We start from the raw sequence: 20,338 nt of genomic DNA, 5'->3' as shown, positions 1-20,338 counted from the left end.
GGCGGGCCTTTTGATGCAGGGTTTTCGCGCTTATTGCGGAACCCACAAAATAGTATCTGGATTGATCCCCAACAGCAGTGCCTGTGCGACTGCTCGCGCCTTTAGATCTCCGCTTGCCTCGGGCTCGCGCGAAAGTATCCAGAAATAGCTCCGCGTCGAACCGACAATGATCGACCACTGGTAATCGTCTTCATCGATATCCACGATATTATAGCCCCCGTAGAAGGGTCCGAAGAATGAAACTTTCAACGCGCCTTCGTCGGCGGATCGCACAAAACTGGCGGTTCCTGTGGCTTGTGTCCAACGCGCTTTCCATGGATCGAAGCCGCGATTGACCACTTTGACAGTTTGATCGGGGTTCAGTGAATATTCCGCCGTCGTCCGCGTCAAACCGCGCTCGAAGCGGTTTTCAAGCCGCCCGATCTCGTACCACTTGCCGATATAACGCGTGAGATCGAAGGGTTTTACCGGCACGATACCCTTTGGAATCTGTGGCGAACTTACCCGCGTCAGCGCATATCCCACCGCCAATCCCGTCAGACCAAGAGCAAGTTTTCCAAATCTCATCGTCTTCCCTTCCTTTATCGCATGAAGGGACAAACCGATGTGATGACAATTGGTTCCGAACCCTGAAGGACGCAGGCTTCCCCAGCGTCATGCCACTGTCATGCAATCGGAATAGAAGCTCCCAATCTATTTGGATTGTGGGAAAATGTTGCATTCCTCGAATATTAAAGCGGATATCGCCGTTCGGGCCGATGGGCTGAATCTGGCCTATGGCCCTGCCACTATATTGAAGAATATCGATCTTTCACTGCCGAAGGGACAGACGCTCGCTTTGCTCGGGCCATCCGGTTGCGGCAAGACAACGCTGCTCCGTCTCGTGGCTGGCCTTCTCGCCCCAACGAAGGGTTCAATCACAATCAACGACGTCACCGTTGCAGATGCCTCGACAGGGTCGTTCATTCCGCCTGAGAAGCGCCATCTCGGCATGGTGTTTCAGGATTATGCGCTCTGGCCGCATATGACCGTTTTCGGCAACGTGTCCTTTCCGCTCGAAATGCGTGGCCTCGGTCGTGCGGAGCGCGAAAAGCGCGTTGTCTCGGCACTCGATCGCGTCGGCCTGTCGGGCTTCGGCGAGCGCGCGATCAGCGATATGTCAGGCGGCCAGCAGCAGCGTGTCGCCATTGCCCGCGCCATCGTTGCCGAGCCGGGACTGGTACTGTTCGACGAGCCGCTTTCCAATCTTGACCGCGAACTGCGCGAAAACATGGTCACCGAGATCGGGCAGCTTGTCGCCAATCTCGGCCTGACCGCGATCTATGTCACCCATGACCAGAGCGAAGCTTTCTCGCTTGCCGATCAGGTAGCCGTCATGCGCGCCGGTGTGATCGAACAGTTGGCTGCACCCGAAGCACTTGTCGCAGAACCGATGACACCGGAAGTCGCAGATTTTCTGAGGCTCGGCTGTGTCGTCCCGGTGGAGCAGCGTGACAACGCCTACAGGATTGCGTTCACCGAAATCCACATCGCCCATGGGTCCACCGCTGAGCAGGCAACACACGTCTTGTTGCCGTCGCGTTCGGTTCGCAGCGTGCCCGCAAGCGAAGCAGCGATTCCAGCAACGGTCCTGCGCTCACAGTTTCGCGGCGACGGTCATCTGACCACAGTGCGCATCGGCTCGCAGCAGGACGGCCACGAACTGACATATCTCGACAGCATCCGCCTTTCACCCGGCGTTCCTGTCGGCATCTCAATCGATGCCAGCCAACTGCGCTGGTTCTCAAAATAAGACCATTTCATCAGGCAATATCTCAGGAGGCAAACATGAAGAAATCCATTCTCGGCGCGGGGCTTGCGCTTGTCACCGCTTTGCTGGCCAGCACGGCAGCCTATGCAGACATCACGGTTTATTCGGCCGGCCCGGGCAGCCTGATCGAAAAGCTTGCGACAGGCTTCACCGCCAAGACCGGTGCGAAAGTCAATGTCTTTCAGGCAACGACCGGCAAGGTCATGGCCCGCATCGAAGCGGAAGCCGCCAATCCGGTTGTCGACGTTCTGATCTCGGCCTCGTGGGATACGGCAACCGATTTTGCCAAGCGTGACTGGCTTGTCGCCTACACCAGCCCGAACGCCGAAAAAGTGCCGGATTTCCTCAAGAATGAAACGGCGGTTGCGCAAGGCGTCTCCGCGCTCGGCATCGCGTGGAACCCTGCCAGCAAGACGCCCAAGCCCGCCGAATGGGCGGATCTCGCCAAGCCTGCATACAAGGACCTTGTCAATCTGCCGGACCCGGCACAGTCGGGCGCGACCTTCGAACTCGTTGCCGCCCTTCAGGCGCAGCAGGGTTGGGATCTGTTCCGGAACCTGCACGAAAATGGCGCAACTGTCGCCGGTGCCAATGCAGAAGCGTTGAACCCGGTTCTTCAGGGTGCCAAGGCCGCCGTGTTCGGTGCCGTCGATTACATCTCGCTCGCGGGCAAGGCCAAGGGCGAATCCATCGACGTTATTTTCCCGACATCCGGCACCGTGATTGCGCCACGCCCCGCCATGATCCTCAAATGGTCGAAGAACCAGGACGAGGCCAAGCAGTTCATCGATTATATGCTGTCCGACGAAGGTCAGAAAATGGTTGCCGACACCTATCTGATGCCGTCGCGCACCGACATTCCGGCCAATCGCCCGTTGATCGGCGATCTGAAAATCCTGCCGATCGACGCCAGGGAAGTCTATGGCAAGCGCAACGAAACGCTGAAGGAATTCGGCGCCGCTTTCGCAGCCAGCAACTAATATCTGAGGGACAGACAGAGATGAAGACAGGCAGTGCGGCGGCTGGCAATCCGCTCGGGTTCGTTGCAGTCGCCGGGCTCACATTCATCGTCGCAGTGCCGTTTGTCTTCATCGTCCTTCAAGCAATCTTTCCACAACTGGGGAGAGGCTCGCTGGCCGAGCCTTTCCTGCATCTCTCGGCCCTGTTTGAAGACCCGAAGCTTTTGCGCATGAGCGGCAATACCGTTCTGCTCGGTCTTTCCGTGGTAGCTCTTTCCGCATTCATTGCCGTGCCGCTAGCGGTTTTCCGGGCACTCTACAAAGTGCCGTTCGCCGTGCTGTGGGATGTGCTGATGCTCGTGCCCTTCATGATCCCGCCCTATATTGCAACGCTCGGCTGGATCATGACCTTGCAGCCACGCGGCTATCTCGAACAGCTTGTCGGATTCAATCTGGCTCCCTTCCTGTTCTCGGTCGCCGGCATGAGCTTTGTCATGGCGCTGAACACGTTTCCGCTTGTCTATTTTGCGGTGTCGCGCACGATTGAAGCAGTTGGCGCTCGCTATTCAGATGTCGGACGCGTATTCGGGGCTTCCCCATGGCGCTCCTTCTTCCGTATTACCCTGCCGCTGGCGACGCCTGGCCTCGCGGCAAGCCTTCTGCTCGTTTTCGCGGCAGCCATCGAGGAATATGGTACGCCCGCAGCCCTTGGACGCCGTTCCGGCTTTGAAGTTCTGGTAACGGAAATTGATCTCCGCATCTCCGACTGGCCCATCGACCTTGCGGGTGCTGCCGTCTTTTCGCTGGCGCTTGTCTGCCTGTCGCTCGCCGCTTTTCTGGTCCAACGCTGGATATTGACGCGTCGTTCCTATGTGACGACTGGCGGCAAACCACAGGCAAAGGACAAGCGCCCACTTGGAGCCCTCACAATTCCCGTCGTGGTTCTGTTCGCTGTCATCGCCTTTGCGGCGACCGGTATTCCCCTGCTGGCCATTCTGGCGACCGCTCTGTCCAAAACCGTGTCTGGCGGGTTGACGCCATCGAACCTCAGCTTCGACAATTTTGCTGCAATTGCCGAAAACAGCGCAGGCGGCATGCGCGCGCTGATCAACAGCCTGTCGCTCGGCGTTGCAAGCGCTCTCCTCACGGGACTGCTTGGCGCGATTGCCGCTTATGCCGTGGTGAAGATGCGCTTTCACGGGCGCTTCTGGCTCGACATACTGACCGTCCTGCCAAATGCCTTGCCCGGCGTTGTCGTCGCGGTCGGCCTCATTCTGGCATGGAACCAGCCCTCGCTACCCATCTCGCCCTACAATACGCCGCTGATCCTTCTGCTTGCTTATTGTTGCATTCTTCTACCGCAGCCGATCCGCTATGCATCGGCTGCCTTCCACCAGATCGGCGACAATCTGGAAGCTGCGGCACGTGTTTGCGGCGCAAACAGCTTCACCGCTTTCCGGCGCGTCATGCTACCGCTGATCGCCCCCAGCCTGATAACGGCGATGTTACTTGTTTTTGCAGTGGCCACACGTGAACTCGTCGCATCGATATTGGTGGCTCCGGTTGGAATGCAAACCATCTCGATCTTCATCTGGCGTCAGTTCGAGCAAGGCTCGGTCGGCCTCGGCATGGCCATGGCATTCATCGCCATTCTCATCACCACGCTTTTGCCCCTGGTCCTGATGGGGTTGTTGAAGCGCTCAGGTCTCGTTAGAATTTGACCTTCCGTTCCCGATCGGGAAATGCCAACAGCAGGGTCGAAATTCCAGTGCCTTGAAAAGCCGGGAGAACCGTTTTGACGAAACAAGCCGTTGTCTTGAAAAGAGAAGAATGGGCGAGACGTGATGATGCCTGGTCTGGGCGCGTCGAAGGCAAGAGATTTGATACCGATGCGTCGATCATATTCTTCTCGACCGATATTGTAGGGCATGGTCCCAAACTGCACCGGCACCCTTATGACGAGATTTTCATCGTCCGTCAGGGAAATGCCCTGTTCATTGTTGGCGATGAACAGATCGAGGTGACGGAGGGACAGGTTGTCTTCGGTCCGGCAAACATACCACACAAGTTCATCAATCTGGGCCCTGGGCGTCTGGAAACAACCGATATTCACGTTACCCGGCATTTTGAGCAGGAAGACCTCGAGTGAAACGGGGCACAATGCGTGCCCCCCTGCATTTTACAGAATTGTCTTGTCTTAACGCTCAAAGATGATAATTTTAGTCATATTAATGCGACGATATCCCGACGCATTTCTTACGAAACATTCCTGGCAATGAAGCCGGAATTTCAATGAAACGCTGTCACATACGGATCGGAACGTTTTGGGCTTCTGGCATTCGATGATCTGGCAAGCCGAAGGCATCCGGGTGGTTGCGCCGGTTCAATGGCGCGTGCTGGACGGGCTGGTCAGTGTCTACTGGGAGGCTGAAAGCCAGACGGGGGCCAATGGCTATTTCCTGTCGCATGATCCCCGTATCATGATCTTTTTCCAGGATGTATCGTCCAATATTCGCATATCGAACGATAGCGGCGTCCTTACTCAGCATCACCGCCCGATGACGCGTGCAATCTATATACCCGCCGGCGTACCAATGTGGACGAATACAGTTTCGCTCCACCGGTTTTCGCACCTGAACCTGCATTTTCACAAGGATCGGCTGCTCAGATATCTAAGCCCGACACTCGGCACTTCCATGGCCGTGGCCGCCATGCGCAGTCCGGTAGAAATTCAGGACCTTGGCGCCATAGAAACGCTTGCCCGCCTGATCGTGGATGAAACAGCCAGTCCGATGAAACACGCGCTTTATGCGGAAAACCTCATCGGCAGCATTCTGACCGGGCTTCTCGATTTACCGGGTGAGGACAACAAGCAGGGATATGGCCGCCTCACTATGGCGCAGATGAACAAGCTGAACGCACGGTTCGACAGCTGTGGTGATCGTCGGTTGAGTGTCGCCGAAATGGCGGCAGCGGTGGGCCTGTCGGAAAGCTGGTTCGCCAATGTCTTCAAGCAGACAACCGGAAAGACCCCGCTACAATGGCAAATGGCGAAGCGCATCGATCTGGCACAACGACTGCTTGCTGATAGCGACCTGACCGTCGCCGGCATCGCAGCACAGCTCGGTTTCACCGATCAGGCACACCTGACCAAGGCTTTTCGTCAGGTGGTGGGTGAAACGCCAGCCGCATGGCGACGTTTCCAGTCAAACCGCTGACCAATTTCGGATTACGTGCTCCGCCTCCTGTTTCCGGCGGAGCGGCTCATCCTACCATGTGCGGCGAAGCGTTGCCGTGATCTCGCGACCGGGATTGTAGAAATCCGCTCCGAAACCGCCATAGGCGACGTATTTTTTATCGAACAGATTGCTGACATTGACCTGAAGCGCCGAGTTGTCCAGGAACTCGTAGGTGAATGCCGCATCAAACACCACATTGCCGCTGGTGCCCGACGTATTGGCCGGCGTGAAGTAATATGAACCGATATAACGACCGCCGACACCGATTGTCATGTCACCGCGGCGACCGCTGCCCTCGATCTTGTAGTTTGCCCAAAGCGAAGCGAGGTGCCTGGAAACAAACTGCGGACGGTTGCCCTCATTGCCGCCCGTGCCGTTCTCGACGATCTCCGGGTCCATATAGGAATAGGCCGCGATCAGGTTGAGATTGTTCGTCAGTTCGGCCTTGGCTTCCAGATCAATACCGCGAACGCGAACCTCGCCAATCGTGGATGGCTGAAGCGTAATGGGATCGTTGACTGAAATATTGTTCTTGGTCAGGTCGTAAACAGAAGCGGTGAACAGGGCCGGAAATGCGGTCGGCTGGTATTTCACGCCGACTTCGATCTGTTCACCCCGCTCAGGATCGACGCCGATGGCCGGGGGGGCGACCGATTCAGCATAGCTCGTATAAACCGCCCATTCATCAGTCACCCGATAGGTGAGGCCGAAGCGGCTGGTGAACTCGCTCAGATCACCATCTGTCGTCTTGTTGCTGAGATTGTTCGTCTGCGACAGGTCGAGCCAATCATTGCGCAGGCCCACACTGGCAATCAGCTTTTCCGCGAATGTCAGATCCTGCTGGAAATAAATCGCCTTGGTTTTCTGCCTGGTAGATGTGCTGCCGATAAGAGGCAGATTGACCGGAGCACCGGTAAAGACCGGATTGGTCCAGTCGATGCCCGGTGCCGGGCCCCAGAGTGTCTTGTTGGTGGCCGAATAGTTATTGTATTCGACGCCCGCCATCGTCCGGCTTTCGAACCGGTCAAAACTCGTCTCATATTTCAGGTTCACATCACCCACGAAATTCTCGGCTGAGGCTTCATTGCCGAAGAAGTCGCGCTTGGCAATCGTGGAGCCATCGGTCGGTGTGGCCGAAATATAGGCATAGCCGAAATCGGTGTCCTGCTTGCTGTAACGCCCGTTGGCGCTCATGCTCAAACCATTGCCAAAATCATGATCGAACATGGCGCTGACAGTATTTCTGTCAGTGCCGCGATAGTTGAAATCCGGCTCTCCGAAAAAGCGGCTTCGGTTGAAATCGGTGCCGACCGGATGGCCGCCGCTTCCGGGCACGCCATTGCGGTGAAGATGATCGAAGATCACCGTCAAATTGGTCGCATCGCTCGGGCGCCACGTCAGCCCGCCCATGATGAACTTTTCGTCGTCGCGCGAATAGTCATATTCGGCGTCGGAATCCTTGAACTTGCCGGTGAGGCGATAGGACAGCGTTTCGTCGCCGGTCAGATTATCACCGAAATCGAAGCCGACTTCCTTGTGGTTGAACGAACCGCCCGTGACATAGGCTTCGCCAAAGCGTTCGCGCTTCGGCCGCTTCGTCACGTAATTGACCATACCACCTGGATCGGAGACGCCGAAAGCCGTGGAACTCGCGCCTTTCAGAACTTCAATCCGTTCAAATGCATAGGGTTCCTCGCGTATACCGCCAAAGGGACGGCCAAGGGACAGCCCGTCGCGATAGGTGTTGGCATCGAACCCGCGGATCTGGAAAAAGTCAAACCGGTCATCCGACCCGTAAAAATTGGTGGAAACACCTGCAGTATATTGCAGCACCTGCTCGACGGTCTGGGCGTTGCGCTCCTGTATTTCCTTGGCGGTGATCACCGATACGGAGGCTGCCGTATCCATGATGTCCGTCGCCATCTTGCCGCCGCCGGTGGTTCTCGTCGCGACAATCGACCTGGAATCGTCGTCGCGTCCACCAGACCCATCAACCGTAATGGTCTTGAGCACTGTCGGCTCTTCCGTTGTTGTCGCCTGCTGCGCCAAAGTCAGATCCGGCATGGATACGACAAGCGCCGTGCACCCCAGAAGAATTGCCCTGCGGTAGCGAACCCGGGTGGTTTTCTTCATCTCAGCGGTCTCTTCAATGTCCATGGTCAGGTCCGATAAGCAGTTTGCGGCGATCGCTTTTAGCGACGGTTTCAAATCGTGGAGACATCGACAGCCTTACGATCAACGACCGGATGAGCCCGATCATCGAAGCAATCAAGAAACTGAAATGGTCCCCGGATCGCCACTAACTTGAGAACCTTTGTCCAGTATTGTAGAAAACTGCTTTTTTGTAGGAAATCACGGTTAATTCGCAACACCTTTATCAAGGTGTGAGCTTCGGCCTTGACGCGGTGGGTTTAACTTGAGAGTGAAAGGCCACTTTATACACAAGGAGAATGCGCCGGATGACTTGGTCCATTCGCTCTCTCGTTTTCGCTGCCCTGTGCTGCCTGGCGATGATTGCGCCGCAAGCGGTTCTAGCTGGTGAAAAAACAACCTATCCGATTGTTATAAAACATGCTTTTGGAACGACAACGATAGAAAAAAAGCCGGAACGGATAGTCACCGTTGCCTGGGCAAACCATGAGGTTCCCCTTGCACTCGGCGTGGTTCCGGTTGGGTTTGCGCGAGCCAATTTCGGCGATGACGACAATGATGGTCTCTTGCCATGGGTAGCCGCAAAGTTGAAGGAACTCGGCGCCGATACGCCTGTGCTTTTCGATGAAGGGGACGGGATCGATTTCGAGGCGGTGGCGGAAACGCAGCCCGACGTCATCCTCGCATCCTATTCCGGCCTGAGCCAGTCCGACTACGATACACTCAGCCAGATCGCCCCCGTCGTTGCCTATCCCGAAGCGCCCTGGTCCACCGACTGGCGCGACATGATCCGTCTCAACAGCGTCGGCATGGGCATGGCGGAAGAAGGTGAAGCGCTGATTGCAAAGATCGAAGGCGAGATTGCCGAGACGGTCAGCCAGTATCCGCATCTCAAAGACAAGTCGGCTATGTTCGTCACGCATCTCGATACGACGGACCTGAGCACGGTCAATTTCTACACTACTAACGACACGCGGGTGAGATTCTTCACGGACCTTGGCCTGAACTCACCCAAAAGTGTGGTCGACGCCTCCAAACCGGGCCAGTTCTCCGGCTCCATCAGCGCCGAGCGTGTCGACATGTTCGATGACGTGGACATGGTCGTAACCTATGGCAGTCAGGAATTGCTGGATGCCTTGAAGCGCAATCCACTTCTCGCCAGCATGCCAGTGGTCGAAAACAATGCAGTGGTCATGCTGGGCAGAAACCCTCTCGGGACAGCGGCCAATCCCACACCACTTTCCATTTCCTGGGTGTTGAAGGACTATGTCGCCCTTCTTGCCGGCGCAGCCGATAAAGCAAAATGATCGTCGCCCGCATCCGGCGTTCAAGCCAGCCAATCACCATATATCGGTCCAACAGAGCGAAGACCGGCTGGCTCGGCGCGGTCGTCTTTCTCCTCGCGACCCTTTGTGTTCTGTCCGTGTCGCTCGGCACGCGTGAAGTGCCATGGCCTGACATTGTTGCGGCGCTGCGTGGTCATATGGACACCGTCGGACAGGCCGCCGTCGCCATGCGCATTCCGCGCACCTTGCTCGCGCTTCTCGCCGGAGCAGCGCTCGGGCTGGCAGGTGCCATTATGCAGGGCATTACCCGCAATCCGCTGGCAGACCCCGGCATTCTGGGCGTCAATATGGGTGCATCGCTTGCCGTCGTCATCGGCGTTGCGTGGTTCAACATCGTTTCCGCACCAGCTTATATCTGGGCAGCCATATTCGGTGCCGGTTGCGCCGCCGTCTTCGTCTATATGGTCGGATCGCTTGGCCGTGGTGGCGCGACACCGCTCAAGCTCGCGCTGGCCGGTGCAGCCACGTCGGTAGCATTTTCCTCACTGGTTATCGCCATCGTGCTGCCCCGCAACGATATTGCCGGCGGCATTCGCGCCTGGCAGATCGGCGGCGTTGGAGGTGCGACTTTCGACCGGCTCGCTTATGTGCTGCCATTTCTCGGTGTCGGTTTCATTGTCAGCCTTCTATCGGCGCGCAAACTGAACTCCCTGGCACTCGGCGATGAACTTGCCGCCGGGCTCGGAGAAAAGGTCGCCATTGCACGTGCTGTTGCGGCGCTCGGCGCAATTCTGCTGTGTGGTGCAACCACCGCCATCTGCGGCCCCATCGGATTCGTGGGCTTGGTTGTGCCGCATGTATGCCGCCTCCTGGTCGGGGTCGATCACCGCTGGCTATTGCCATTCTCGGCCCTCAGCGGAGCCTGCCTGCTGCTTGCTGCCGATATTGCCGGACGCCTCGTTGCCCGCCCTGCCGAACTCGATGTCGGGATCGTCACCGCCCTGATCGGTGCGCCGTTCTTCATCTGGATTGTCAGGCGCCAACGGGTTCGCGAGTTGTGATCATGCTGCATTCCACCGCCGATCTTATCGCCTGGAACCGTCGCAGTCGCACCCGCAAGCGCAATCTTGTCATCGGTCTTCTTCTGGTCATTCTCGTCGCCCTCTTCCTCCTCACTTTGATGCTGGGCCAATCGTTCACGCCGCCAAAAGATGTCGTCCGCGTACTCCTGGGCGAAAACGTTCAGGGTGCAAGTTTCACGGTCGGGAAGTTGCGCCTGCCGCGCGCCGTCCTGTCCGTGCTTTCAGGGCTGAGCTTCGGCCTCGGCGGTGTCGCATTCCAGCTTATGCTGCGCAATTCGCTCGCAAGCCCTGACATTATCGGAATCAGTTCCGGTGCAAGTGCTGCGGCTGTTTTTGCAATCGTTGTGCTCTCGCTAAGCGGCCCCGTTGTTTCAATCTTTGCCGTTGTGGCCGGGCTCGTCGTAGCACTTGCCGTCTATGGTCTTTCCTTCAGGAACGGGGTCGCCGGAACCCGTCTTATCCTCGTTGGCATCGGTGTTTCGGCGATGCTCGAAAGTGTCATTGCCTATATTCTTTCAAACGCGCCCGCCTGGAGCCTGCAGGAAGCCATGCGCTGGCTTACCGGCAGCGTCAACGGCGCAAGGCTGGACCAGATGTTTCCTCTTCTGGTCGCGCTGGTCGTTTTCGGCAGTTTGCTTTTGAGCCGGTCGCGCGATCTCGAAGCATTGCGGCTGGGCGACGACAGCGCCGCAGCATTGGGAACCAATGTCGGGCGAACCCGGATTGTCATAATCATTGCCGCCGTCGGCATGATAGCTTTTGCCACGGCCGTTTCCGGCCCCATTGCTTTCGTTGCCTTTCTGTCCGGCCCCATTGCGGCACGCATCATCGGTAATAACGGTTCCCTGCTCGTCCCGTCTGCCCTGATCGGAGCCATACTAGTCCTCGCCGGCGATTATTGCGGACAATTCCTGCTCCCCGGCCGCTATCCGGTCGGCGTCGTCACCGGAGTTCTGGGCGCTCCTTATCTCATCTACCTCATCATACGCGCCAACCGCAGCGGGGCATCCCTATGACCGATCACACCCTCATCGCGCGTGAGCTGACCACTGGCTATGGTGACAGGCTTGTGCTGGATAGTCTCGATCTTGAGGTGCCTTCCGGCAAGGTAACAGCAATCGTTGGAGCGAATGCCTGCGGGAAATCTACCTTGCTGCGCACTATGTCGCGACTTCTGGCACCACGACACGGGGAAGTACTGCTTGACGGCAAGTCGATCCACACGCTTCCCTCCCGGCAACTGGCACAAACGCTCGGCCTGCTGCCCCAATCGCCGACAGCGCCGGAGGGCATACTGGTTGCCGATCTGGTCAGTCGAGGTCGAAACCCCTATCACGGCGTATTCTCGCAATGGACGCGGGCAGATGACGAAGCAATCGCAACGGCACTTGAAGCAACCAAGACGACCGAACTGGCCGACAGGCCAGTGGATGAACTTTCAGGTGGCCAGCGCCAGCGCGTATGGATTGCGATGGCACTGGCGCAGCAGACCGATATTCTCCTGCTGGATGAACCGACAACCTTTCTCGACATCAGTCACCAGATTGAAGTTCTGGATCTGCTCACAGATCTCAACCAGAAGCGCGGAACCACAGTCGTCATGGTTTTGCACGATCTCAATCTTGCCGCCCGCTATGCGGATTTTCTGGTCGCAATGGCTAACGGACGACTATACGCAACCGGAACGCCGGACGACGTGCTGACAGAACAAAATGTTCGTGAGGTATTTCATCTCGAAAGCCGTATCATGACCGATCCAACTTCCGGTCGACCGATCATGCTGCCTTTGGGGCGTCATCGCCTCCGTGATGAGCACCTTGAAACGCAGCTTGCGCCTTCAGACGGATAACCGGCTGTGCCGCAACAGGCTTTTGCAGACTTCTCCAACCCGCTGATTTCATAGCGCCGCGATCCAATGATCGCGGCGTTTTGCGTTCTGGCACAGTCACAACGCAGTGCATCATTATGCGCAATCCATAATTATCTATAATATTTTAGCTTGAGTCACCGATACTCATGCAGATAATCTATATTTCATAGATTCTTTCTATTTTTATAGATAAAATGGAGAAAGCATGCTCAATACGGTGCAATCGAACCCGGAGGGCGCTGAGAAAACGGCGTCCAAATCGGAACAGGATGCATGGACGCTCGCAAGCGCGCGTCTGCTCTATGAACTTCCGTTCAACGATCTCCTTTTGGAGGCACAAAGCGTTCATCGTGCCAATTTCGATCCGAACCGCGTTCAGCTCAGCAAACTGCTCAACATCAAGACGGGCGGCTGCCCGGAAGATTGTGGCTACTGCAGCCAGTCGGCACATCACGCTTCGGGTCTCAAAGCTTCCAGATTGATGAGTCTGGATACAGTCCTCGAGGAAGCGAAAAAGGCAAAGGATAGCGGCGCAACCCGCTATTGCATGGGTGCGGCCTGGCGCAGCCCGAAGACGCGGGATGAGCCCGCGATTGTCGAGATGGTCAAACAGGTGAAAGCGCTTGGTCTGGAAACCTGCATGACACTGGGCATGTTGAACCCGGATCAGGCGCAGACCTTTGCGGAGGCTGGGCTCGATTATTACAACCACAATATCGATACGTCGGAGCGGTTTTATCCGCAGGTCATCACGACGCGCAGTTTCGATGATCGACTGGAAACGCTCACCCATGTCCGGGAAGCAGGGATCAAGGTTTGCAGCGGCGGCATTCTCGGCCTTGGAGAAACCGAAGACGATCGCATCGAAATGCTGGTGACGCTGGCAAATTTGCCCATCCCACCGGAAAGCGTGCCAATCAATATGCTGATCCCGATGCCCGGTTCACGGCTGGAGAAAGCATCGCCCGTCGATCCTATCGCCTTTGTCCGCATCATCGCCCTTGCCCGCATGATGATGCCGCAATCGCATGTCCGGCTGACAGCGGGGCGCAGTTCGATGAGCGATGAAATGCAGGCACTCTGCTTTTTCGCAGGCGCAAATTCGATCTTTATTGGCGACATGCTGCTGACCGCCGCCAATCCGGGCGAAGATCGCGACACAAGCCTCATGCGACGGCTTGGCCTGACCGCCGATGCACTGGATGCCCATGCATGAGCACCAACCCGTTGGCCCGTTACGCTGCGAAGTTGAAAAACTTACAGCGGCGGCAGCATCTGCGCGCACTTGCCGATAACAGAGGTGCGGATTTCAGCTCGAATGACTATCTGGGTCTTGCCGCATCGCCGTCGATCCGTAATGCATTGATAGCCGAGCTGGAAAACGGCCTTGCCACCGGGGCTGGCGGCTCCCGGCTGTTGCGCGGCAATCACCCGGAACACGAACTTCTGGAGGCTGAAGCTGCTTTCTGTTTTCGTGCACCTTCAATGCTGTATTTCAATAACGGTTATACGGCAAATCTAGCAGTTCTCTCGACTTTGCCGTTACGCGGCGATCTGATTGCCTATGACGAACTGATCCATGCCAGCGCACGTGAAGGCATGCGGGCCGGAAAGGCCGAAACCGTTTCCATCCCGCATAACAATGCGGATGCATTCGATAGAGCAATCTGCACATGGCGCAAAAAGGGCGGACGCGGCACGCCGTGGATTGTGGTGGAAAGCCTCTATTCTATGGATGGTGACATCGCGCCGCTTTCCGATCTCATCGAGATAGCAGACCACCACGGCGCTTTTCTTTTCATCGACGAAGCCCACGCGACGGGCGTGCACGGGCCAGATGGACGCGGTTTTGCTACCGGACTGGAAGGCCGACAGAACATTATCACGCTGCATACCTGCGGCAAGGCAATGGCCAGCTCCGGCGGGCTGGTTGGAGCACATCCGGTCCTTCGCGATTTTCTCGTCAATCGCGCACGGCCATTCATCTATTCGACTGCGCCTTCGCCCTTGCAAGTATCCGCAACACGGATTGCGCTGAAAACCATGATCGCCGAACAATATCGTCGGCGTGAATTGCACCGGCTTATCGCATTTGCCAATGCGCAATTCGCCGATCACTTTGGCAAAGCCGGCAGCGGAACGCAGATATTGCCGCTCGTCATTAGCGATGCCGACCGCACCTTGCGTATCGCACATCGCATGCAAGCCAAGGGCTTCGACATACGCGCCATACGCCCGCCAACAGTGGCTGTCGGCACGGCGCGCCTGCGCATCACCATCACGCTCAATGTCGATGAACCCACGATAACGCGCATGTTCGAATACCTTGCCACGATCATGGCGGAGAAATTGATATGAACTGCACTTTGATCGTTACCGGCACCGATACGGGTATCGGCAAGACCGTCTTTTCCGCAGCTCTCGCAGATGCGTTCAGTGCTTATTACTGGAAACCGGTTCAGTCGGGGCTGGAAGAAACAACCGATAGCGAAACGGTTGTCCAGCTTACCGGGCTCTCACGCCAGAACATCATTCCGGAGTGCTGGCGCTTGAATACGCCCGCTTCGCCGCATCTTGCAGCACAGATCGACGGAGTGGAAATTGATGCGGACGCCTTGGATGTTCCATCGGTCCATGCACCTCTCGTAATCGAAGGCGCAGGCGGATTGCATGTACCGTTGACACGCCGCACGACATTCATTGATGTCTTTGCACGCTGGCAAAAGCCGATCATCCTTTGTGCAAGAACCAGCCTCGGAACCATCAATCATACACTGCTTTCGCTTGAAGCATTGAACCGGCGCAATATTCCCGTGCTCGGTATTGCCTTCATCGGCGATCCTCAACCGGATACCGAGCAGATCATCCCGGAACTGAGCGGCGTTCGCAGACTGGGGCGACTGCCCCACCTTGCGAAACTTGACCCGGACACGCTCCGCCATGCGTTTCGCGAGCATTTCAATATGAGCGCTTTTTACGAGGCTTCCGAATGAACGGACGTTCGTCTCCTGTCTGGCATCCCTTCACCCAGCATGCCACAGAACCGGTTTTCCGCAGGATCGTCAAAACTGACGGTGCCTATTTGCAGGATGAAACCGGTCGTTCGGTGCTCGATGCCATATCGTCATGGTGGGTGATTACACATGGGCACCGTCACCCAAAGATCATGGCGGCGATCCGGGACGCATTGGACCAGTTCGATCAGATCATCTTTGCCGAATTCACTCACGAACCGGCAGAAAAGCTGGCGCAAGAACTGGTCAAACTCACCCCGCAAGGCCTCGCCCATGTGTTCTATTCCGACAGCGGTTCCACAGCAGTCGAAGTCGCTATCAAGATGGCGCTCGGCTTCTATCACAATAGAAACAAACCGCGTTCACGCATCGCAGTGTTGGAGCATAGCTATCACGGCGATACGATTGGCACCATGTCCACCGGTGCGCGCGGTGTGTTCAACTCCGCCTATGCCCCCCTGCTGTTTCAGGTCGACACCATTCCGTTTCCATCGGTGGGGCGGGAGCAGGAAGCACTCGATGCGCTGGAGCACTTCTGCCGGAGTGGCAAGGTTGCCGCTCTGCTCTTGGAACCGCTTGTTCTGGGTGCAGGCGGAATGAAAATCTATCCTCCTCGCCTGCTCGCCGAGTTCCGGCGGATCACGCAACAATACGGAACACTGCTGATCGCCGATGAAGTGATGACAGGATGGGGACGCACGGGCACCATGTTCGCCTGCGAACAGGCATCCACCTCACCGGATATTCTTTGCCTTTCCAAAGGCATTACCGGCGGCGCTCTTCCGCTGGCCGCAACGCTCAGCACGGCTGAAATCTTCGATGCGCATTTTTCGAATGATCGCAGCCGCACATTCTTTCATTCCAGTTCCTACACGGCCAATCCGATTGCCTGCGCGGCAGCACGTGCAAATATAGAAGTCTGGCAAACGGAACCCGTCGCGGATCGCATCAGGACATTGGGGCAATTGCACTCGGAAAGGCTATCGCGTTTTCAGGATGATCCTCGTTTCACCAATGTTCGCCAGCAAGGAACCATCGCCGCCCTTGACCTCGCGGTCGAAAAAACCGGCTACCTTTCCGATGCTGGGCCGCAATTGAAATCCTTCTTCCGAAAACGGGGTGTGCTTCTGCGTCCGCTCGGCAACGTGATCTATCTGATGCCCCCCTATTGCGTAACGCCACTTGATCTGGACCTTGCCTATGACGCGATTCATGCGGCGGCTGATATGATCGAGACGGCAGCGCGATGAGTATTTCGAGCCGTATGGCGGGTTTCGGCCATTACGTGCCAGACCGCCGAGTTGCAAATGATGAACTGGAGCAGCGTCTCGGACTGGATACTGGCTGGATCGAAAGGCGCACCGGCATTCGCGAACGGCGTTGGGCGGCACCGGATGAAACTCTTACGGACATGGCGATGAAGGCGGGACAAATGGCTCTCCAGGATGCCGGTGTTCCGCACAATTCGGTGGCGCTTGTCATTCTCGCGACATCAACGCCCGATCATCTCCTGCCACCTTCCGCGCCGCTTCTCGCTCACAAGCTGGGGCTGGAAAACTGCGGCGGGATCGATCTTGCAGGCGCTTGCTCCGGGTTCCTTTATGCGCTTGTTCTGGCAGACGGCTTTGTCAAAAACTTCCGCAAGCCGGTTCTGGTCGTGGCAGCCAATATATTGAGCCGCCGGATCAGTATGGAGGAGCGCAACACAGCAATTCTCTTTGCCGATGCCGCTGGTTCAGTCCTGCTTGCACCATCGAACGATCCACATGCTGGACTGCGTGGATCGGCGCTCATGTCCGATGGCGGAAATTACGGGCTGATTTCCATTCCCGCTGCCGAGACAAGAATGACCATGCGAGACGGCAAGGCCGTCTTTACGCAGGCCGTTCGTATGATGTCGCGTTGCGCAACCGACGCGCTTGAACGGGCAGCGCTTAGTGCCACCGATGTGAACAGGTTCTTTCCCCATCAGGCCAATGCGCGGATCACCGACACGGTCTGCGACCAGTTGCACCTGCCTGCCTCCATTACCGCCAGATCGATTGCTTTGTTCGGCAACTCGTCGGCGGCGACAATCCCGCTATCGCTATCACTGGCATCGAAATCGCAGCCTTTTCAGTCAGGCGAACGGCTGCTTCTTTCGGCCGCCGGTGCTGGAATGATTGCCGGTGCTGCAGTCTGGGAAATTGGCGATGGTTGAAATCCAGCCATGGCTCGAACTGAAATCGGCATTTCCGTCCTGCCTTAGATGGCCACCAGCGCAGTATCCTCGTCAAACATCTCCAAGAGGCTTCGCAGCGAGTCATCCTTGAAACGCTTTCGTATCTCAAGAAGATTGTTCAGTCCCTTGGCAATGCGCCTGGCATAGCCAAGATCATTGAGAAGCGACCTGAGTTGCATAAGCAGCCCCGCAAGACAGACAGCCTGCTGTCGAAGCCCTGAACGTGAAGAAGCATCCATTTCTGCGTGTACAGTCTTCAATGTTCGCTGTCGTCGGGGCTGTCAGACCCGACCGCAGATCATGCAACCGGAACTGCCTACGTGCCGGGAACAATCTAGCTCAGTTGAACCACGCGGATTTTGCGAGCGGTTGCCTGCAAAAGTGTGAAAGCCTCGAAACGCTGGTCGTGCCACCTGGCCAGCCCGGCATCCGGCCTGTTAACTTCTCCAAGTTCCGACATGGCGTCCATGGCCGATGCAAGATCAGGGTAAGCCCCCGACGCGACCGCACCCAGCATTGCAGAGCCGAGCAGAACAGGTTCGGGCGAAGTCGAGGCGGCGATGACAAGACCGGTCGTGTCGGCAAGCACCTGTCGCACCAGGTGCGACCGTGCAGCCCCACCCGAGACGACGATAGTATCGGTCGCGATACCCTTTGCTTTCTGGGCCTCCACGATCTGCCGCGCACCATAGCCAAGGCCGCACAGCCCGGCCAAATAAAGTGCAGTAAGGCTGTCGATCCCGGCATCGAGATCTAGCCCGGCAATGATTGCGCGCGCATCAGGGTCCGCGAACGGTGCACGATTACCGAGGAACTCCGGCACGACATGAATGTCGCCAATGATGGCAGCTGCCTCTTCAGGGCCTCCCCTCGCATCGACTTCTGCAGCAAGAATGTCGACCAATCCCTTGCCTTGGGCGGTTGCCTGCTTCTCCGCTTCCTTCGCGAAAGGATGCATGTGGATCAGATGATCGATAGCGGCACCCGCTGCCGATTGTCCTCCCTCGTTAAGCCACAGGCCCGGAACCATCGCCGAATAATAAGGACCCCATACACCATCCACGAAAACCGGCTGTTCGGTGGTCGTCATGGTGCAGGCCGACGTGCCAAACACATAGGCCATGCGCGACAATATCCGGCCCTCCGGACCGCGTGCTCCGACCGTACCGATCCCGCCCGCATGAGCGTCGATCAGGCCAGCGGCAATAGCTGTGCCCGGCATAAGACCGAGTTCTGCCGCGGCCTGTTCGCTCAAGCCGCCAAGACTCTCGCCACCGGGTCGAACGTCCGTGCCGATGCGGACAAAATTTTCGTCCGCCAGTTCGCCAAGGCCTACTTCACGGAAAAAGGTCTCATCCCAGCGCTTTTCGTGACTGAGATAGGTCCATTTGCAGGTGACCGTGCAGGCCGAACGGGCAAGGCTGCCGCAAGATTTCCATGTGAGAAAATCGGTAAGATCGAAAAACTGCCATGCAGCAGCGAAGGTTTCCGGCTTGTTTTCCTTGAGCCACAACAGCTTCGGCGTTTCCATCTCGGGGGAAATGGTGCTGCCAACGTAGTCGAGAACCTTGGCTTTGGTCGCATTAATGCGTTCTGCCTGGCCAACGGCGCGATGATCCATCCACACAATAATATCGCGCGCTGGATCGTTGGACGGACCGACTGCAAGCGACTTGCCACCCTCGCCCAGCACAACCAGCGAACATGTCGCGTCATAGCCGATACCGGCAATGTCCGTCGGATCAATATCGGCAGTCTTGACGGCTTCGCGCACGCTTTCGCAAACAGCCTGCCAGATATTGACGCTCGACTGCTCGACAATGCTGCCCGCCTCACGCCAGATGGTGATATCGCGCTTGGCCGAAGCAAGCATGGTACCGCTAGCGTCGAAAAGACCGGCGCGAGCGCTGCCGGTGCCGACATCGACGCCCAGATAATAGCTGGTCATGGTCGCTCCCATTTACAGATCGAGGCTTTGTGGAAGGATGACCAGATCGCGAATGGTAATGTTGCGCGGGCGGGTCAGCATGAACATCACCGATTCCGCGACTTCCTTCGGTTCCATCAGACTGCCATTAGCCAGCGCTTCATCCAGCTTTGCCTTCGGCCAGTCGCTAATAAGTGCGGTAACCACCGGACCAGGCAGAACGCCACCAACGCGGATACCGTGCGGCGCAACCTGACGGCGAACCGTATGAACGAAAGCCTGAACGGCATGTTTGGATGCGGTATAGATTGGCTCCCAGATGACCGGCACGACACCTGCGACAGAGCTTGTCATGATGATATCCCCGGTCTTTCGTTCCATCATATGTGGCAGAACCGCATGAATGGTGCGGAAAGCCGCGTTGATGTTGAGGTTCAGCATGCGGTCCCATGCATCCGGGTCACCTTCCCAAAGAGGTCCGCCAATATAGGCACCCGCATTGGCGTGAAATACGTCGAGTTTGCCCGCTTGGTCGAGTATTTGCGGCATCATGGTGGCGACTGATGCCGGATTGAGCAGATCAATGACCAGCGGTCTGGCTTTATCGCCAAGCTCGGCGCATTTTGCATTAAGCGCCTTCTCGTCACGGTCGACGAGAAACACCGTCATTCCCGCTTCTAACATGTGCTTTGCACATTCGAAGCCGATGCCAGAGGCAGCACCGGTAACGGCGCCGATTTTTCCATTGAGATCCTGAGCCATTTTTCAGTCCTTAAAGT

At 57.0% G+C, this 20,338-nt stretch carries 19 protein-coding genes; 14 read left to right on the top strand and 5 right to left on the bottom strand.

Going from position 1 to position 20,338, the window contains the following annotated elements; all coding sequences use genetic code 11:
• Window positions 1-30: 30 nt before the first annotated feature.
• Complete coding sequence (locus AC1RHM_RS08775) at window positions 31-567, bottom strand: lipocalin family protein (RefSeq protein ID WP_010660792.1); 537 nt, start codon at window positions 565-567, stop codon at window positions 31-33.
• Between the two features lie 145 nt (window positions 568-712).
• On the opposite strand from AC1RHM_RS08775, the gene AC1RHM_RS08770 reads away from it, so the two are divergent.
• The 5 genes from AC1RHM_RS08770 (at window position 713) to AC1RHM_RS08750 (ending at window position 5,987) form a co-directional block, all read left to right on the top strand.
• Window positions 713-1,792, top strand: coding sequence for an ABC transporter ATP-binding protein (locus AC1RHM_RS08770; RefSeq protein ID WP_010660791.1), 1,080 nt, complete (start codon window positions 713-715; stop codon window positions 1,790-1,792).
• A 35-nt stretch (window positions 1,793-1,827) separates the two neighbouring features.
• The gene (locus AC1RHM_RS08765; RefSeq protein WP_151895789.1) at window positions 1,828-2,790 is read left to right on the top strand and encodes an ABC transporter substrate-binding protein; all 963 of its coding nucleotides are present in this window, start codon (window positions 1,828-1,830) and stop codon (window positions 2,788-2,790) included.
• 20 nt (window positions 2,791-2,810) lie between these two features.
• Complete coding sequence (locus AC1RHM_RS08760; protein ID WP_094514998.1) at window positions 2,811-4,490, top strand: ABC transporter permease; 1,680 nt, start codon at window positions 2,811-2,813, stop codon at window positions 4,488-4,490.
• Window positions 4,491-4,564: 74 nt separating this feature from the next.
• A complete protein-coding gene (locus tag AC1RHM_RS08755) occupies window positions 4,565-4,918 on the top strand; it encodes a cupin domain-containing protein (RefSeq protein WP_010660788.1) in 354 nt (117 codons plus the stop codon).
• A 175-nt stretch (window positions 4,919-5,093) separates the two neighbouring features.
• Window positions 5,094-5,987 carry a helix-turn-helix domain-containing protein gene (locus AC1RHM_RS08750; RefSeq protein WP_010660787.1) on the top strand — a complete coding sequence of 298 codons (894 nt, stop codon included), beginning with the start codon at window positions 5,094-5,096 and terminating at the stop codon, window positions 5,985-5,987.
• Window positions 5,988-6,038: 51 nt separating this feature from the next.
• Here the strand turns inward: AC1RHM_RS08750 and AC1RHM_RS08745 are convergent, their stop codons facing one another.
• Window positions 6,039-8,165 carry a TonB-dependent siderophore receptor gene (locus AC1RHM_RS08745; protein ID WP_094514997.1) on the bottom strand — a complete coding sequence of 709 codons (2,127 nt, stop codon included), beginning with the start codon at window positions 8,163-8,165 and terminating at the stop codon, window positions 6,039-6,041.
• Window positions 8,166-8,467: 302 nt separating this feature from the next.
• On the opposite strand from AC1RHM_RS08745, the gene AC1RHM_RS08740 reads away from it, so the two are divergent.
• The 9 genes from AC1RHM_RS08740 (at window position 8,468) to AC1RHM_RS08700 (ending at window position 17,611) form a co-directional block, all read left to right on the top strand.
• Window positions 8,468-9,466: an iron-siderophore ABC transporter substrate-binding protein gene (locus AC1RHM_RS08740; RefSeq protein WP_010660785.1), complete on the top strand. Its 999-nt coding sequence runs from the start codon at window positions 8,468-8,470 to the stop codon at window positions 9,464-9,466.
• Complete coding sequence (locus AC1RHM_RS08735) at window positions 9,463-10,506, top strand: FecCD family ABC transporter permease (protein WP_010660784.1); 1,044 nt, start codon at window positions 9,463-9,465, stop codon at window positions 10,504-10,506. Before AC1RHM_RS08740 ends, AC1RHM_RS08735 begins: the two co-directional genes overlap by 4 nt.
• Window positions 10,507-10,508: 2 nt before the next feature.
• On the top strand, window positions 10,509-11,543 hold the full coding sequence (locus tag AC1RHM_RS08730) for a FecCD family ABC transporter permease (protein WP_010660783.1): 1,035 nt from the start codon (window positions 10,509-10,511) through the stop codon (window positions 11,541-11,543).
• Window positions 11,540-12,376, top strand: coding sequence for an ABC transporter ATP-binding protein (locus tag AC1RHM_RS08725; RefSeq protein ID WP_010660782.1), 837 nt, complete (start codon window positions 11,540-11,542; stop codon window positions 12,374-12,376). Before AC1RHM_RS08730 ends, AC1RHM_RS08725 begins: the two co-directional genes overlap by 4 nt.
• Window positions 12,377-12,602: 226 nt before the next feature.
• Window positions 12,603-13,613, top strand: coding sequence for a biotin synthase BioB (bioB, locus tag AC1RHM_RS08720; RefSeq protein WP_010660781.1), 1,011 nt, complete (start codon window positions 12,603-12,605; stop codon window positions 13,611-13,613).
• Window positions 13,610-14,755, top strand: coding sequence for an 8-amino-7-oxononanoate synthase (locus tag AC1RHM_RS08715; protein WP_094514995.1), 1,146 nt, complete (start codon window positions 13,610-13,612; stop codon window positions 14,753-14,755). Before bioB ends, AC1RHM_RS08715 begins: the two co-directional genes overlap by 4 nt.
• Window positions 14,752-15,390 (top strand): dethiobiotin synthase, encoded by a 639-nt coding sequence (gene bioD / locus AC1RHM_RS08710; RefSeq protein WP_010660779.1) that lies wholly within the window; start codon window positions 14,752-14,754, stop codon window positions 15,388-15,390. The genes AC1RHM_RS08715 and bioD overlap by 4 nt, the downstream gene beginning before the upstream one ends.
• Window positions 15,387-16,661, top strand: a complete 1,275-nt coding sequence (locus AC1RHM_RS08705; protein WP_036582533.1) for an adenosylmethionine--8-amino-7-oxononanoate transaminase — start codon at window positions 15,387-15,389, stop codon at window positions 16,659-16,661. Before bioD ends, AC1RHM_RS08705 begins: the two co-directional genes overlap by 4 nt.
• Complete coding sequence (locus AC1RHM_RS08700; protein WP_080641737.1) at window positions 16,658-17,611, top strand: beta-ketoacyl-ACP synthase III; 954 nt, start codon at window positions 16,658-16,660, stop codon at window positions 17,609-17,611. Before AC1RHM_RS08705 ends, AC1RHM_RS08700 begins: the two co-directional genes overlap by 4 nt.
• Before the next feature lie 44 nt (window positions 17,612-17,655).
• Here AC1RHM_RS08700 and AC1RHM_RS08695 read toward each other — a convergent pair whose 3' ends face one another.
• The 3 genes from AC1RHM_RS08695 to AC1RHM_RS08685 form a co-directional block, all read right to left on the bottom strand.
• Entirely contained in the window at window positions 17,656-17,811 is a 156-nt protein-coding gene (locus AC1RHM_RS08695; RefSeq protein ID WP_155243308.1) for a hypothetical protein, read from the bottom strand.
• Window positions 17,812-17,966: 155 nt separating this feature from the next.
• Window positions 17,967-19,580 (bottom strand): FGGY-family carbohydrate kinase, encoded by a 1,614-nt coding sequence (locus AC1RHM_RS08690; RefSeq protein WP_010660776.1) that lies wholly within the window; start codon window positions 19,578-19,580, stop codon window positions 17,967-17,969.
• Window positions 19,581-19,592: 12 nt separating this feature from the next.
• On the bottom strand, window positions 19,593-20,321 hold the full coding sequence (locus AC1RHM_RS08685; protein WP_151895788.1) for an SDR family oxidoreductase: 729 nt from the start codon (window positions 20,319-20,321) through the stop codon (window positions 19,593-19,595).
• Window positions 20,322-20,338: the final 17 nt, after the last annotated feature.

It is taken from the genome of Brucella sp. GW823-FHT04E01, from assembly GCF_058796175.1.
The sequence above is the reverse complement of the archived record's forward strand: the minus strand, read 5'-3'. Positions and strand labels throughout refer to the sequence as shown.